The 13,062-nt window shown below is 70.9% G+C and carries 12 protein-coding genes; 6 read left to right on the top strand and 6 right to left on the bottom strand.

Annotated elements, in window-relative coordinates; all coding sequences use genetic code 11:
- Positions 1–253 precede the first annotated feature (253 nt).
- On the bottom strand, positions 254–1,129 hold the full coding sequence (locus FKO37_RS20165) for a DUF4097 family beta strand repeat-containing protein (RefSeq protein ID WP_238608298.1): 876 nt from the start codon (positions 1,127–1,129) through the stop codon (positions 254–256).
- Positions 1,130–1,428: 299 nt separating this feature from the next.
- Entirely contained in the window at positions 1,429–1,959 is a 531-nt protein-coding gene (locus FKO37_RS20170) for a toxin-antitoxin system HicB family antitoxin (protein WP_134669123.1), read from the bottom strand.
- Between the two features lie 84 nt (positions 1,960–2,043).
- Here FKO37_RS20170 and thyX point away from each other — a divergent pair, with 84 nt between their 5' ends.
- The 6 genes from thyX (at position 2,044) to FKO37_RS20200 (ending at position 9,054) form a co-directional block, all read left to right on the top strand.
- Complete coding sequence (thyX, locus tag FKO37_RS20175) at positions 2,044–2,802, top strand: FAD-dependent thymidylate synthase (protein ID WP_037812497.1); 759 nt, start codon at positions 2,044–2,046, stop codon at positions 2,800–2,802.
- Between the two features lie 10 nt (positions 2,803–2,812).
- Entirely contained in the window at positions 2,813–3,211 is a 399-nt protein-coding gene (locus FKO37_RS20180; protein WP_037812496.1) for an ACT domain-containing protein, read from the top strand.
- 194 nt (positions 3,212–3,405) lie between these two features.
- Entirely contained in the window at positions 3,406–4,647 is a 1,242-nt protein-coding gene (locus tag FKO37_RS20185; RefSeq protein ID WP_051728914.1) for an Nramp family divalent metal transporter, read from the top strand.
- An 84-nt stretch (positions 4,648–4,731) separates the two neighbouring features.
- Positions 4,732–6,234, top strand: a complete 1,503-nt coding sequence (locus tag FKO37_RS20190) for a serine/threonine-protein kinase (protein ID WP_238605436.1) — start codon at positions 4,732–4,734, stop codon at positions 6,232–6,234.
- A 112-nt stretch (positions 6,235–6,346) separates the two neighbouring features.
- Complete coding sequence (gene dapA / locus FKO37_RS20195; RefSeq protein ID WP_238605437.1) at positions 6,347–7,360, top strand: 4-hydroxy-tetrahydrodipicolinate synthase; 1,014 nt, start codon at positions 6,347–6,349, stop codon at positions 7,358–7,360.
- 104 nt (positions 7,361–7,464) lie between these two features.
- Positions 7,465–9,054: a ribonuclease J gene (locus FKO37_RS20200; RefSeq protein ID WP_235146553.1), complete on the top strand. Its 1,590-nt coding sequence runs from the start codon at positions 7,465–7,467 to the stop codon at positions 9,052–9,054.
- A 211-nt stretch (positions 9,055–9,265) separates the two neighbouring features.
- Here the strand turns inward: FKO37_RS20200 and FKO37_RS20205 are convergent, their stop codons facing one another.
- The 4 genes from FKO37_RS20205 to FKO37_RS20220 form a co-directional block, all read right to left on the bottom strand.
- Entirely contained in the window at positions 9,266–10,210 is a 945-nt protein-coding gene (locus tag FKO37_RS20205; RefSeq protein ID WP_037812492.1) for a DMT family transporter, read from the bottom strand.
- A 106-nt stretch (positions 10,211–10,316) separates the two neighbouring features.
- On the bottom strand, positions 10,317–10,970 hold the full coding sequence (gene wrbA / locus FKO37_RS20210; protein ID WP_238605438.1) for an NAD(P)H:quinone oxidoreductase: 654 nt from the start codon (positions 10,968–10,970) through the stop codon (positions 10,317–10,319).
- A gap of 47 nt (positions 10,971–11,017) precedes the next feature.
- Positions 11,018–11,827, bottom strand: a complete 810-nt coding sequence (locus tag FKO37_RS20215; RefSeq protein WP_238605439.1) for a 1-acyl-sn-glycerol-3-phosphate acyltransferase — start codon at positions 11,825–11,827, stop codon at positions 11,018–11,020.
- A gap of 128 nt (positions 11,828–11,955) precedes the next feature.
- On the bottom strand, positions 11,956–12,969 hold the full coding sequence (locus tag FKO37_RS20220; RefSeq protein WP_238605440.1) for a hypothetical protein: 1,014 nt from the start codon (positions 12,967–12,969) through the stop codon (positions 11,956–11,958).
- Positions 12,970–13,062: the final 93 nt, after the last annotated feature.

The raw sequence follows: 13,062 nt of genomic DNA on the forward strand, positions 1-13,062 counted from the left end.
CGAGCTTAGACCCGGCTGAATGAAGCAGACCTCGCGCCCGCAGGACAACCCTGACCCGTCCTGAACCCATTGCGGGACCCAGCATCCAGCCCATCACCGCCAGAAACGCTTTGCCCCGCCAGGAAAACCCAGTGCAGCACGAAGCGGCGGGCCGCCCCGGGATGCCTCCGGTGCGGCCCGCCGCCTCCCCCTTGCATCCGTCTGCTCGGCGCACTCGGGGTAGTGGAGTGTGCAGGCCAAAGCAGACGGGATGTCAGCCCGCCGCGCGGGTCACCACTGCGTTGCCGGTTCCGGTGCGGGCGCGGACTTTCAGCGCGACGGCGCCCTCCGGCGGCGTTTCCGAGACTTCCAATTCGCTCGAAACCCGCCCGGCCGCCGACGCCAGTTCCACTTCCGCTCGCACTCCGCTCCGGATGCCGACGCGCACCTCTCCCGAGCCGGTGATCAGTTCGAGCGAGCCGGACGCCGCGTCGGCCACCGAGAGGTCGCCGCTTCCGGTGCGGGCCATGACGTCGCCCTCGACCGCGCCCAGCCAGACGTTTCCGGTGCCGGTTCCGAGCGTCGCCGGTCCGGCGATCGACGCCGCTTCGACGGAGCCGCTTCCGCTGCGCAGCTGCAGTCCGGCCAGGGTCGGGCCGAGTTTCACGGCTCCTGTTCCGGTCCGGATGGTGGCCGCGCCGTCCGCGCGTTCCAGCGACACTTCGCCGGACCCAGTGAGGATGTCCGCGCGGCCCGCGGCTCCGGTCACCGTGACGTCCGCCGATCCCGCGCGCACTTCGAGGTGCGACCCGGCCGGCGCGTGCACCGTCACCGCCACCGGGACGTTCCGCAGCTGCCACGCCTTGGCCGCCCGAACGACGACCCGGTTGCCCGTCTTCTCGATCCGCGCCTGGCGCACCGCGTCGGCGACCGAGAACTCCGGCACGCCGCCGAACTGGTCCCCGAACTTCTCGCCGACCCACGACAGCAGGCTGCTGACCCCGTTCACCCACGACGGCTGATCGCCCGCGTCGTGCTGCAACCGCACCGTCACCCCGGACTCCCGCCCGAGCACGACCTCGACCCGTCCGATCGTGACGCCCAGGTCCAGTTCGACCGGACCGTCCGCCTCGAAGTCCTGCAGCCGCACGTACGGGCCCGGTTCCGCGCTGTCGGCACCCGCCGAAGCGTCGTCCGCTGGACCGTCCGAAGTGGACGCAGCCTCGCCCGCCGGAGCAGCAGATTCGCTGGCCGCCTCCGAAGCGCCGTCGCCCGCCGAACTGTCCGGAGCGGATGCAGCTTCGCCCGCCGGAGCGGCAGATTCGGCGGATGTCGTCGAAGCAGTGTCGGCGCTGGCCGCTTCCTCCGTCCCGAAGCCAGGTTCCCCAACCCGGTCTTCGGCGTTCTTCCCCTGGTCTTCCCGGTTTTCGCCCATGGTGGTGCCCCCTTCTAGCCTTCGACCCAGCCGTGCAGCTTGGTCTCGGTGCGGCCCCCGCCGCTGCTGCTGTCGTGCCAGCGCTGGTGCCGTTGCTGGTGCTGCTGCGCCTGGCCGAGCGCCCCCTGCACGGCCTGCGCCACGAACGTGTTCAGCGAAACCCCCTGCGCGGCGGCCGCCTGTTCGGCCTGGCCCTTGATCTGCTCGACCAGCCGCAGCGTGATCCGCGAGATGTCGCCGCCGTCGATCGGCGGGGCGGGCGGCGGCGGGGGAGGCGGGGGAGGCGCGGACGAAGAACGGTCCTCGCCGCCAGTCACGACCACGCGCACGTCCCGGCCGTCGAGCCGGACGTCCACGACCTGGCCGGGCAGCGCGGCGGTCACCTCGGCCGCCAGGTCGGCCAGCGCGTTCATCAGCGTCAGCCGGACCGCCGGCTCCAGAGCAGACGACAGCAGTGCGGCCGCCCGCCGGGTCTGCTCGTCCCCGGCGGAGGCCGTGTTCGCGAGGTCTTCGCGAAGGTTCGCGATATACGGCGTCAAGTCCATGACACCATCATGGCGTCACGAGTGACGTCACGTCAAGGCGCGGTGATGTCACCCGTGCCGCCGGGTTAGGCTGGCGGAGCCGACATGAGGGGAGCGAGACCGGTGCCGCCCAAGGTGCAGCTGATCGCGAAAACCGAGTTCTTCCCGCCCGAGGACGTGCCCTGGTCCACCGACGCCGACGGAGGCGAAGCGCTCGCCGAGTTCGCCGGGCGCGCCTGCTACCAGTCCTGGGAGAAGCCGAACCCCGCGACCGCGACCAACGCCGGATACCTCGAGCACGTCATCGACGTCGGCCACCTGGCCGTGCTGGAGCACGGCTCGGTCACCTTCTACCTGTCCGGGATCTCCCGCTCGCTCACCCACGAGCTGATCCGGCACCGGCATTTCTCCTACTCCCAGCTCTCCCGGCGCTACGTTCCCGAGCGCGACGCCGAGTTCGTCGAGCCGGACGTCATCGCCGAAGACCCGGTGCTGCACGAGAAATTCGTCAAGGCCACGCAGGCCAGCGCGGCCGCGTACGACGAGCTGCTCGCCGGGCTGGAGGAGAAGTTCGCGGACACGCCCAGCGCCACCCTGCGCCGCAAGCAAGCGCGCCAGGCGGCCCGCGCCGTGTTGCCGAACGCGACCGAAACCCGCATCGTCGTCACCGGAAACTACCGAGCCTGGCGGCATTTCATCGCGATGCGCGCCACCGAGCACGCGGACGTCGAGATCCGTTCGCTGGCCATCGAATGCCTGCGGCAGCTGCACAAGGCGGCGGCCAACGTGTTCGCCGACTTCACGATTTCGACCCTGCCCGACGGCACCGAGATCGCCTCGAGCCCGAAAGTGCTGGAAGGCTGACAACGCACTGATGAAACACCTGACGATCGACCTCCGCCCCGGCCCCTACTCGGTCGTGCGGCTGCCCGCCGACGCCGCCGTTCCCGCCGAACTGCTCGAACCCGGCGAGCCCGCGCTCGTGTCGGTCACCCGCACGCCCGACGAGCTGTCGGTGATCTGCCCGACCGGCCGTGAACCCGAAGGCGGCACCATCGAGGACGGCTGGCGGCTGTTCACCGTGCGGGGGCCGCTGGAATTCACCCTCACCGGCATCATCTCCGCGCTCGCCTCGGAGCTGGCGGCGGCGGGCGTCGCGCTGTTCTCGCTGTCCACCTTCGACACCGATCACATCCTGGTGCGCTCGGACGACCTCGACCGCGCCGTGGCGGCGTTCCGCGACGCCGGGCACGAAGTGCTCCTGCCTGCCTGACGAAAGTCCGTGAAGGGCTCCTTGAAGGAATCTGATTCCCTCAAGGAGCCCTTCACGGACCGCCCCGCCGCGCCCGACGCGCGATGCCGACGTCTGCGAGGGCCGGCGCGGCGTGGCGCAGCACACCCTTGCCCCGCAAAGTTCGGCATGCCTAAACTTCGAGTTGGGGCGACCGATACCAGGGAGTGGCGCACATGGCGGTGGCGGAAGCGGCACGTCCGCGCGGCGTGGCCCGGCTGCGCGCCGGCTGGGCGCTGCTCGGACCGGCGTTCGTCGCCGCGATCGCCTACGTCGACCCGGGCAACGTGGCGGCCAACGTCAGCGCCGGGGCGCGCTACGGCTACCTGCTGGTGTGGGTGATCGTCGCGGCGAACCTGATGGCCGTGCTGGTGCAGTACCTGTCGGCGAAGCTCGGTCTCGTCACCGGCCAGTCGCTGCCCGAGGCACTGCGCGACCGGTTGTCCGGCCGGGCGCGGCTCGCGTACTGGGCGCAGGCGGAGATCGTCGCGATCGCCACCGACCTGGCCGAGGTCGTCGGCGGCGCGATCGCGCTCAACCTCCTTTTCGGGCTCCCGCTGGTCGCGGGCGGGCTCATCACCGGGCTCGTGTCGCTGGTGCTCCTCGCGGTGCAGGACCGCGGCGGACAGCGCCCGTTCGAACGCGTCGTGACCGGCCTGCTGGTGGTGATCGCGGTCGGGTTCCTGGCGAGCTTGTTCGTCGAATCGCCGTCGGCCGCCGGGATCGCGAACGGCCTGATCCCTCGTTTCAGCGGCGGCGACAGCGTGCTGATCGCGGCCGCGATGCTGGGTGCGACGGTGATGCCGCACGCGGTGTACCTCCACTCCGGACTGGTCCGCGACCGGCACGGCAAACCGGAACCCGAACGGCGCAGGCGGCTGCTGCGGGCGACCCGCTACGACGTCGGGTTCGCGATGCTGCTCGCCGGCGCGGTGAACCTCGGCATGCTGCTCGTGGCCGCGACGAATCTCCAAGGCCAGCAAGGCGTTGACACCATCGAAGGCGCACACGGCGCGGTCGCCGCCGCGCTCGGGCCGGGGGTCGCGCTGCTGTTCGCGATCGGGCTGCTCGCGTCCGGGCTGGCGTCCACGTCGGTCGGCGCGTACGCGGGCGCGATGATCATGCAAGGCTTGCTGCGCAAGAGGATTCCGATCGTGGTGCGGCGGCTCGTCACGCTCACTCCGGCGATCGTCGTGCTGGCGCTGGGCGCCGATCCGAGTGCCGCGCTGGTGGTTTCGCAGGTGGTGCTGTCGTTCGGCATCCCGTTCGCGCTCGTGCCGCTGATCCGGCTCACCGCCGACCGCGGACTCATGGGCACGGACGTCAACCGCCGGACCACCACGGTGCTCGCCGCCGTCATCGCGGCGGTGATCATCCTGCTCAACGTCGTGCTGATCGTGCTCACCTTCACCGGCTGACGCCGTCCTAACCGGACGGAACCGGCAAGGCTGCCGGACGGTCGGACTAGCATCTGCGCGAAGCCGACCGAGGAGCCCGACCCCGTGACCGACGAACAGACCCGCCCGCACGACCCGAACCGCACGGCCCCCGCCGGCCGCGTGGTGGCCGGCCGCTACCTGCTGCTCGGCGAACTGGGCCGCGGCGGCATGGGCATCGTGTGGCGCGCGCAGGACCAGGTGATCGGGCGGCAGGTCGCGATCAAGGAGCTGCGGCTGCCCGAAGCAGAAGGCGCCGCGGTGTTCTCGGAGCGGATCCTGCGCGAAGTGCGCGCGGGCGGGCGGCTCAACGACCCGGCCGTCGTCACGGTCTACGACGTGGTCACCGACCAGGGCACCACCTGGATCGTGATGGAACTGGTCGAGGCGCCCACGCTCGCCGATCTGGTGCGCACGCACGGCCCGATGCCCGAGCAGCAGGCCGCGGTGATCGGGGAGCGGGTGCTGTCGGCGCTGCAGGCCGCGCACGCCGCCGGGATCGTGCACCGCGACGTCAAACCGGCCAACATCATGGTCGCGCCCGACGGCCGGGTGAAGCTCACCGACTTCGGCATCGCGCACGCCATCGACGACCCGCGGCTCACCACGAGCGGGATGATCGTCGGCTCGCCCGCGTTCATGGCCCCGGAGCGGGTCGAGGGCCGCGAGGCGATGCCGGAATCGGACCTGTGGTCGCTCGGCGCGACGCTGTACTTCGCGGTCGAGGGGATCGTCGCGTTCGAACGGCCCACCACGGCCGCCACGCTGCACGCGATCATGACCGAGGTGCCGTACCTGACCCGCGTGCAGGGTCCGCTCGGCGCGGTCATCCTCGGCCTGCTGGTGGCGAACCCGGAAGCCCGGCTCACCGCGGCGCAGGCGCGGGCGCAGCTCGCCCACGCCACCGGTCCGCAGCAACGGCCGGCCACCGCGGTCCTGCCGCAGCAGGAGACCCGCGTCGGCGGGCAGCCGACCCGGATGGCGGCGAAGCCGGAGGGCAAGAGCAGGCGCGGCCTGTGGGCGGGCGCTGTCGCGGTGCTGGTGGTCGCGGCGCTGGCCGGCGGGTTCTTCCTCGGCAAACCGGTGTGGTCGCCGAAGAAGGACGAGCAGCAGGCCGAAACGGTCACCTACGGTCCCGACGGCTACCTCAAAGCCAAGTTCTCCTCGTACGAGATCTGCTACAACGCCGTGGTCCAGCCGGGCGTGGTGATCAGCTCGGACAACAACGTCGACTGCAAGAAGAACCACACGCTCGAGGTCTACGACACGGCCGACCCGCTGCCGCTGGAGAACTGGAGCAACGACGACGCGGCCGTCGCCCCGTATCCCGGCCTGGAGGACATCAGCCGGGCCGCCGAGGCCCGTTGTGCGGCGACGTTCCACTCCGCGGTGGTGCCGCCGCAGCAGCGGACCGGGCTGTCGTACCGGGCGATCGTGCCGACCCAGCAGGGGTGGCAGGTGCAGCCGGAGAGCGACAGCAGCAGCGGCCCGAACCGCAAGATCTACTGCGTCCTTTCGCGCACGAACAACGACCAGATCCCGGCGCAGATCACCGCCAAGGTCAAGTAGCCGCGCGAGATGTTCCGCCGCGAGCGGCGCGGCGGCGGAAATTCTCCGAAGTTGCCGGTGGCACACCAGGTCGAGGCCGGGTTCGGCGCTCCGACGAGGTACCGTCGTGGCCATGTCCACCTCACCTGCCGCCGCGCCCGGACGTCCGTTCGGCCGCGTGCTCACCGCGATGGCGACCCCCTTCGACCGAGCCGGGGCGCTGGACGTGAAGCGGGCCCAGGAACTGGCCGAGTACCTCGTGGACCTCGGCAACGACGGCCTCGTCGTCAACGGCACCACCGGCGAGAGCCCGACCACCTCCGACGAGGAGAAGGCCGCGCTGATCCGCGCCGTCGTCGAGGCGGTCGGCGACCGCGCGACCGTCGTCGCGGGGGCGGGGACCAACAACACCGCGCACAGCATCGAGCAGGCACAGGCCGCCGCCGAAGCGGGCGCGCACGGCCTGCTCGTCGTCACGCCCTACTATTCGCGGCCGAGCCAGGCCGGGCTGTACGCGCACTTCACCACGGTCGCGGACTCGACCGAGCTGCCAGTGATGCTCTACGACATCCCGCCGCGCTCGATCGTGCCGATCGAGGTCGACACGCTGCAGCGGCTGGCCGAGCACCCGCGGATCGTCGCCGTGAAGGACGCGAAGGGCGACCTGATCGCCGGTTCCGAGGTCATCGCGAACACCCACCTCGCCTACTACTCCGGCGACGACGGCCTGAACCTGCCGTGGCTGTCGGTCGGCGCGGTCGGCGTGGTCAGCGTGATCGGGCACGTCGTGGCGGGCCGGATCCGCGCGATGATCGAGGCCTACGAGGCGGGCGACACCTCCACCGCGCGCACGAACCACCGCGCGATGCTGCCGGTGCTGCGGGCGATGTCGCGGGTCGGCGGCGTGGCGTTCAGCAAGGCTTCGCTGCGGCTGCGCGGGTTCGACATCGGCGACCCGCGGCTGCCGATCGTGGCCCCGTTCGACGACCAGTTCGAGCAGATCGCGGCCGATCTCGCCCAGGGCGGCGTGCCGCTGGAGGACAGCGCGGCCTCGGACTGGCATGGTGCACGGGTGGCACAAGCAGATTCGCAGGCGGCCTACACCGCCCCCACCTCGCACACCAGCGTTGGGACAATGCCCCGGTGACCTCACTTCCCGCCGGACCCGGCCCGACGCACCTCCCGCCCGCCCTTCCCGAGGGAGCCCTGCGCGTCGTCGCGCTCGGCGGCATCGGCGAGGTCGGGCGCAACATGACCGTCTTCGAATACGACGGCAGGCTCCTGATCGTCGACTGCGGCGTCCTCTTCCCCGAGGACGACCAGCCGGGCGTCGACCTGATCCTGCCCGACTTCCGCGCGATCGAGGACCGGCTCGACGACATCGACGGCCTCGTGCTCACCCACGGGCACGAGGACCACATCGGCGCCGTCCCGTTCCTGCTCCGGCTGCGCCCGGACGTCCCGATCTACGGTTCGCGCTTCACCAACGCGCTGCTCGCGGCCAAGGCCAAGGAGCACCGCCAGCGGCCGAAGCTGATCGAGGTGCGCGAGGGGGAGAAGCGCAAGGTCGGCGCGTTCGACCTCGAGTTCTTCGCGGTGAACCACTCGATCCCGGACGCGCTCGCGGTCGCCATCCGGACGCCGGCCGGCGTCGTGCTGCACACCGGCGACATCAAGCTCGACCAGCTGCCGCTCGACGGCAGGCTCACCGACCTCGCGGGCTTCTCGCGCCTCGGCGACGAGGGCGTGGACCTGTTCTGCGTGGACTCGACCAACGCCGAGGTGCCCGGGTTCGTCATGCCCGAGCGCGACATCGGCCCGGTGCTCGACGACGTCGTCCGGCGCGTGGACCAGCGCGTCATCGTCGCCTGCTTCGCGAGCCACGTGCACCGCGTGCAGCAGGTGCTGGACGCCGCGGTACGGCACGGCCGCCGGGTGGCGTTCGTGGGCCGGTCGATGGTCCGGAACATGGGCATCGCGGCCGAACTTGGCCTGCTGAACGTGCCGGAAGGCCTGCTCGTGGACCTGGACCAGGCGAGCAACCTGCCCGAGAGCAAGGTGCTGTTCGTGTCGACCGGTTCGCAGGGCGAGCCGCTGTCGGCGCTGTCGCGGATGGCCCGCGGCGAGCACCGGCAGATCTCGATCCGCGCGGGCGACACCGTCGTGCTGGCCAGCTCGATGATCCCGGGCAACGAGACCGCCGTGTTCGGGGTCGTGAACGGCCTGACCCGGCTCGGCGCGAACGTCGTGCACCAGGGCAACGCGAAGGTGCACGTGTCCGGCCACGCGTCCGCGGGCGAGCTGCTGTACCTGTACAACGCGGTCCGGCCGAGCAACGTCATGCCGGTGCACGGCGAGTGGAAACACTTGCGCGCCAACGGAGAGCTCGCGATCCGCACCGGCGTCGCGCCGGACAACGTGGTGATCGCCGAGGACGGCGTGGTCGTGGACCTGGTCGACGGCAAGGCCTCGCGCACCGGCCGGGTCGAGGTCGGGCACGTGTACGTGGACGGGCTGTCCGTCGGCGACGTCGGCGAGTCGACCCTGTCCGACCGGCTCGTGCTCGGCGAGGGCGGGTTCATCGCGATCACCGTGGTGATCGACTCGAACACCGGCCGCGCGGTCAGCAGCCCGACGATCTCCGGCCGCGGCTTCTCCGACGACCCGAAGGCCCTGCACGCCGTCGTGCCGCTCGTGGAGATGGAGCTGGCGCGGACCGAAGCCGAGGGCATCACCGACACCCACCGCATCGCGCAAGCGGTGCGCCGGGTCGTCGGCCGGTGGGTCGCCGACACCTACCGCAGGCGGCCGATGATCGTGCCGACGGTCATCCCGGTCTGATTCAGCGCCGCGCGCCCGCCAGCAGCAACGCCATCACGACGATCGCTGCCTGGCGGGCGAGCGCGTTGCGGGCTCTGCGCTGTTCGGCCCGGCTCGGTCGGTGGTCCATGAGATCCCCCAGGTGTCTCGTGCGGCTCGCTCCAGTGTGGCGGGCCCGCGGATAGGACACATCCCGCGCGAGGTTGGTTCCCGTCTCCGTCCGCAGAGGGAGTCAGGCGACCTCGGCGGTCTGTCGTTGGACCAGGTAGGCACCGCCGAGCAGCAGCGCGGCGCCGACCGCTTGCGGCCAGGCGAGGGCTTCGCCCAGCAGCGCCCACGCGAACGCCGCGGCAGCGACGGGTTCGAGCAGCCCGACCACGCTCGCCACCGAGGCGGGCAGGTGGCGCAGCGCGGAGATCCCCGCGACGTACGGGATCGCCGTCGACAGGATCACCAGGCCGAGCAGCAGCAGCCACAGCGGCGGCGTCCACGTTCCGAAGGGGACGGTCTGGCCCGCCATCCCCAGCGGCAGCGTCCACGGCGGCGCGGCGACGCTCACGAGCACCCCGCCGATCACCATGCCCCAGGTGACCAGCCCGAGCGGTTCGCGGTCGGCGACCGCGCGTTCGCCGAGCAGGAAGTACCCGGCCGAACAGAGCGCCGCGCCGAGGCCGGCCAGCAGCCCGATCGCGTCGAGCCGCAGCCCCTGCCAGACCTGCGCGACGAGCGCCAGTCCGGCCATCGCGACCGCCATCCCGAACCACAGCATGCGCGGCAGCCGCTTCTTGCGCACCACGCGCACCCACAACGCGATCAGCACCGGCGACAGGAACTCCAGCAGGATCGCGATGCCGACCGGGATCCGTTGCGCGGCAATGAAATACAGCAGCTGCGTACCGGCCACGCCGAGCGCCCCGTACGCCAGCAGCATCGGCCATTCCCTGCGCCGGACGCGCAACGTGTGCGGCGCGAACAGCGCGGTGCCGATGAGCAGCAGGATTCCCGCCGTCCCGATCCGCAGCACCGCCACCTGTTCCGGCGTCATGCCCGCGCCCATGACCGGTTTCGCGAGCGTCCCGGAGGTGCTGAAGAAGACCGCCGCGAGCAGGACGAGCGACAGCCCGCGGCCGCGGTGGATCACCCGGGGTTGTTCCAGGACGGGGAGTTCGGTGGTCACGCGCGCGACATTACGGAGCGGGACGACCGAGCGAAACTGAGTTATTCCCCGGTTTTACTAATCCGACCAAAAGTAGGCCGACCCCGACCGCGGCACGTAACCGTTGCTACGAAAGCCATTCGGCCGTGGCTGTGGTCGGATTAGTAATGATCGGCACAGTCAGGCCCGTCGCGACGTGTGTCGTGATCGTCGCCAGCCGCCGCCCCTGAATCCGCAGTGCCTGCAGTGCGGTGGCATCCGGCGCCGCGGATTTGCGCGAGACGAACGAGCCGCCGTACGGGTTGCCGGACTCCATGAGGTGCGGGTCCGCGTAGCCGAGGGGGAGGACGATCGCGCCCCAGTGGTAGAAGATGTTGTTGATGGCCAGCACGGTCGCTTCGAGGCCGCCGTGCGCGGTCGACGCCGACGTGAACGACGTCGCCACCTTGTCGGCCAGTTTCCCTTGCGCCCACAGGCCGCCCGTGGTGTCCACAAAGGACTTCAGCTGCGCGGCGGGCCCGCCGAACCGGGTCGGGCTGCCGAGCGCGAGCCCGTCCGCCCACTCGAGATCGGCCAGGGTGGCGAGTTCGTGGTGCGGCCCGGAATCGACCCAAGCCTGCCAGCGCCGGTTGCTCGCGATCGCTTCCGGCGGCGCGGTCTCGGCCACGGTGCGGACGCGGACCTCCGCCCCGGCTTCGCCCGCCCCCTCGGCGAGCGCGCCGGCGAGGACAGCGGTGTTCCCGGTGGCGCTGTAGTAAACGACCAGAATGCGGGTGCTCACACCTCGCGACCCTAGCCGGGCTCAGCGAGGCGTCCCACGATCCGGACTCAGCGCTGCGGCTTCCAGGGACTGACCGTGTCGGTCGGCCGGGTCGGATCGTGGAAGCGCGGCCGGATGGGTTCGTGGCGGCGCAACGGAACCAGGCCGTCCGTGATGGCCTGCATGATCTTGGCGTGCGCGCGAACGCCCGCGCCCGGCCGCTCCGGCTCGACGTCGGAGAGGTCCACCGGCGCGCCGAAATGCACCTTGAACCGGGGCCGCCGCAACGGAGCGCTCAACCCGGATTTCGCCAGCGGCAGCAGGTCCGCGGGCCCGTTCACCGTCTCCGTGCCCCAGTAGACGGCCTCGTGCGCGCCCCACTGGCTGATCGGGATCACCGGCACGCCCGCAGCGAGCGCGAGCCGCGCCGCCCCGGTCTTGCCGCGCTCGGGCCACAGCCCCGGGTCGTGGCTGATCCGCCCCTCGGGATAAACGACGATCGGCTCGCGCGTGGTCCGCAACGCCTCCGCGGCTTCGGCGAACTGCCCGATCGCGGTCGCCGCCTTGGCCCGGTCCACGCGCAAATGCCCGCTGACCTTGAGCGCGGGCCCGATCACCGGCGCGTCGAGAATCCCGCCGGCGAGCATGAACCGGGGATTGATGCCGATCCGCTTGCACGCCGCCATGAGCACGAAGGCGTCGAACACGCCGATGTGATTGGCCGCCATGAGCAACGGCTTCCCCCGGAGCTCCCGCGGCACCGCCCCGGTGACCGTGAGCCGCCCGACGAGATTCACCAGCCCTCGGTCGAGGTTGAGCATCGTCCGCCAGATCGCGGGGGCACGGCGCGGAGCCTCGTCCTGTTGGAGCGCGAACATGAGCAGAGCATTTCACGGGCGGAGCCACCTGCGGCAACGCGGTTCTCGGTGCGGTGGGGGCGGGGCGGGTTTTGGATGCTGTTGTGGCTGCTCAGAGCGCGTGTGGAGGGGCTCGGCCTGGTTCGTGGTCAGTAGTCCCATTCCCAGCCGAGGCTGCCGTTCAGGAACCCGTTGGCAGCGGTGAGCAGGAGCGTGCCGTGCGGATTGGGGGTTTCGACCACGAGCTGACCCGTGTACTTGCTGCTGGGCGCGAACTGGAACGGGAGCTCCTTGACCCGCCATTTGCATGGACTGTTGTACTCGGCCTGGTTGGTGAAGCCGTCCTCGCCGCGGGTCGAGAACCGGGTCTCGTTGAGCACGTCATTGCCGAAGGCGTAGATGTCGGACGGGTCGCCGCCGGCGGCGGGCATCTGGACGGTGAAGTCGAGCACCAGCGTGTGCATGCCCGGCTTGCGCGTTCCGGGCCGGTCGCAGGCCGGGTCGACGGTGATTTTGGTCAGCCACGCGGTGATGCGCGGTTCGCCGGTGCCGGGGTCGCGGGTGCCCCAGACCTGCCCGACGGATTTCTTCAAGTAGGTGTCCGCTGCCATCGCGCTGGTGGTCGGCACCGCCGCGACGCTCGCGGGCGCAGGGGAGTCGGCCACGGGGGACGCTGGTTCGGAAACCGACGGACGGGAAGTCGGCACCTCCGCGTCCTCCAAGACCAGCCCGGGCTGGTCCGCCAACCACAAGAGCAGCAATCGCTGCAGCTCAGGCGTCACCACCTGAGTCAGCCACACAGTGCTGAAAGCCTTGACCACTCCAGCCGGACTAATCCGCCGCCGCAGCTCTGCGCTCACCGACGGCAGATCCCGGCCCCGCAGGAAGTCGCCCATCAACCCGCCCGGCGGAAAGTAGCCGCTGGGCCGCACAGGCGTCCCATCCTGCGTCACCAGCAACCGCCCCGAACCGTCCGCGGCGATCCAGTCCTCGCGCTCGAAGAACCGAGTGCTCGCCGACAGAACCCGCCCCGAAGCGGTCCGGTCGCTATGCCCGGCCCAGCCGGACTTGCGAAGGTAGTGGTACCGCCCCGTACCCCGAGGTGCCGCAGCGAAAACGGTCCGTTCGGCAAGCAGGCGCACGATCTCGGCAGGGCTGGGCATGGAGGGACCTCGCCTTCCCAGGAGACCCCCGATGCTTCCACAAGATCCACTGTGATCCGGGACGATTGTTTCGGGTGCGCTGCGAGTGGCACA

This window comes from Amycolatopsis sp. Poz14 (genome assembly GCF_006704225.1).
Lineage (GTDB): Bacteria > Actinomycetota > Actinomycetes > Mycobacteriales > Pseudonocardiaceae > Amycolatopsis > Amycolatopsis nivea.

Excerpts from the sequence above, each read along its gene's own strand:
- FKO37_RS20220 (WP_238605440.1), bottom strand. The coding sequence starts at position 12,969 with ATGCCCAGCCCTGCCGAGATCGTGCGCCTGCTTGCCGAACGGACCGTT.
- FKO37_RS20180 (WP_037812496.1), top strand. The coding sequence starts at position 2,813 with ATGAAACACCTGACGATCGACCTCCGCCCCGGCCCCTACTCGGTCGTG.
- thyX (WP_037812497.1), top strand. The coding sequence starts at position 2,044 with ATGAGGGGAGCGAGACCGGTGCCGCCCAAGGTGCAGCTGATCGCGAAA.
- FKO37_RS20200 (WP_235146553.1), top strand. The coding sequence starts at position 7,465 with ATGACCGTCTTCGAATACGACGGCAGGCTCCTGATCGTCGACTGCGGC.
- FKO37_RS20170 (WP_134669123.1), bottom strand. The coding sequence starts at position 1,959 with ATGGACTTGACGCCGTATATCGCGAACCTTCGCGAAGACCTCGCGAAC.
- dapA (WP_238605437.1), top strand. The coding sequence starts at position 6,347 with ATGTCCACCTCACCTGCCGCCGCGCCCGGACGTCCGTTCGGCCGCGTG.
- FKO37_RS20215 (WP_238605439.1), bottom strand. The coding sequence starts at position 11,827 with ATGTTCGCGCTCCAACAGGACGAGGCTCCGCGCCGTGCCCCCGCGATC.
- FKO37_RS20185 (WP_051728914.1), top strand. The coding sequence starts at position 3,406 with ATGGCGGTGGCGGAAGCGGCACGTCCGCGCGGCGTGGCCCGGCTGCGC.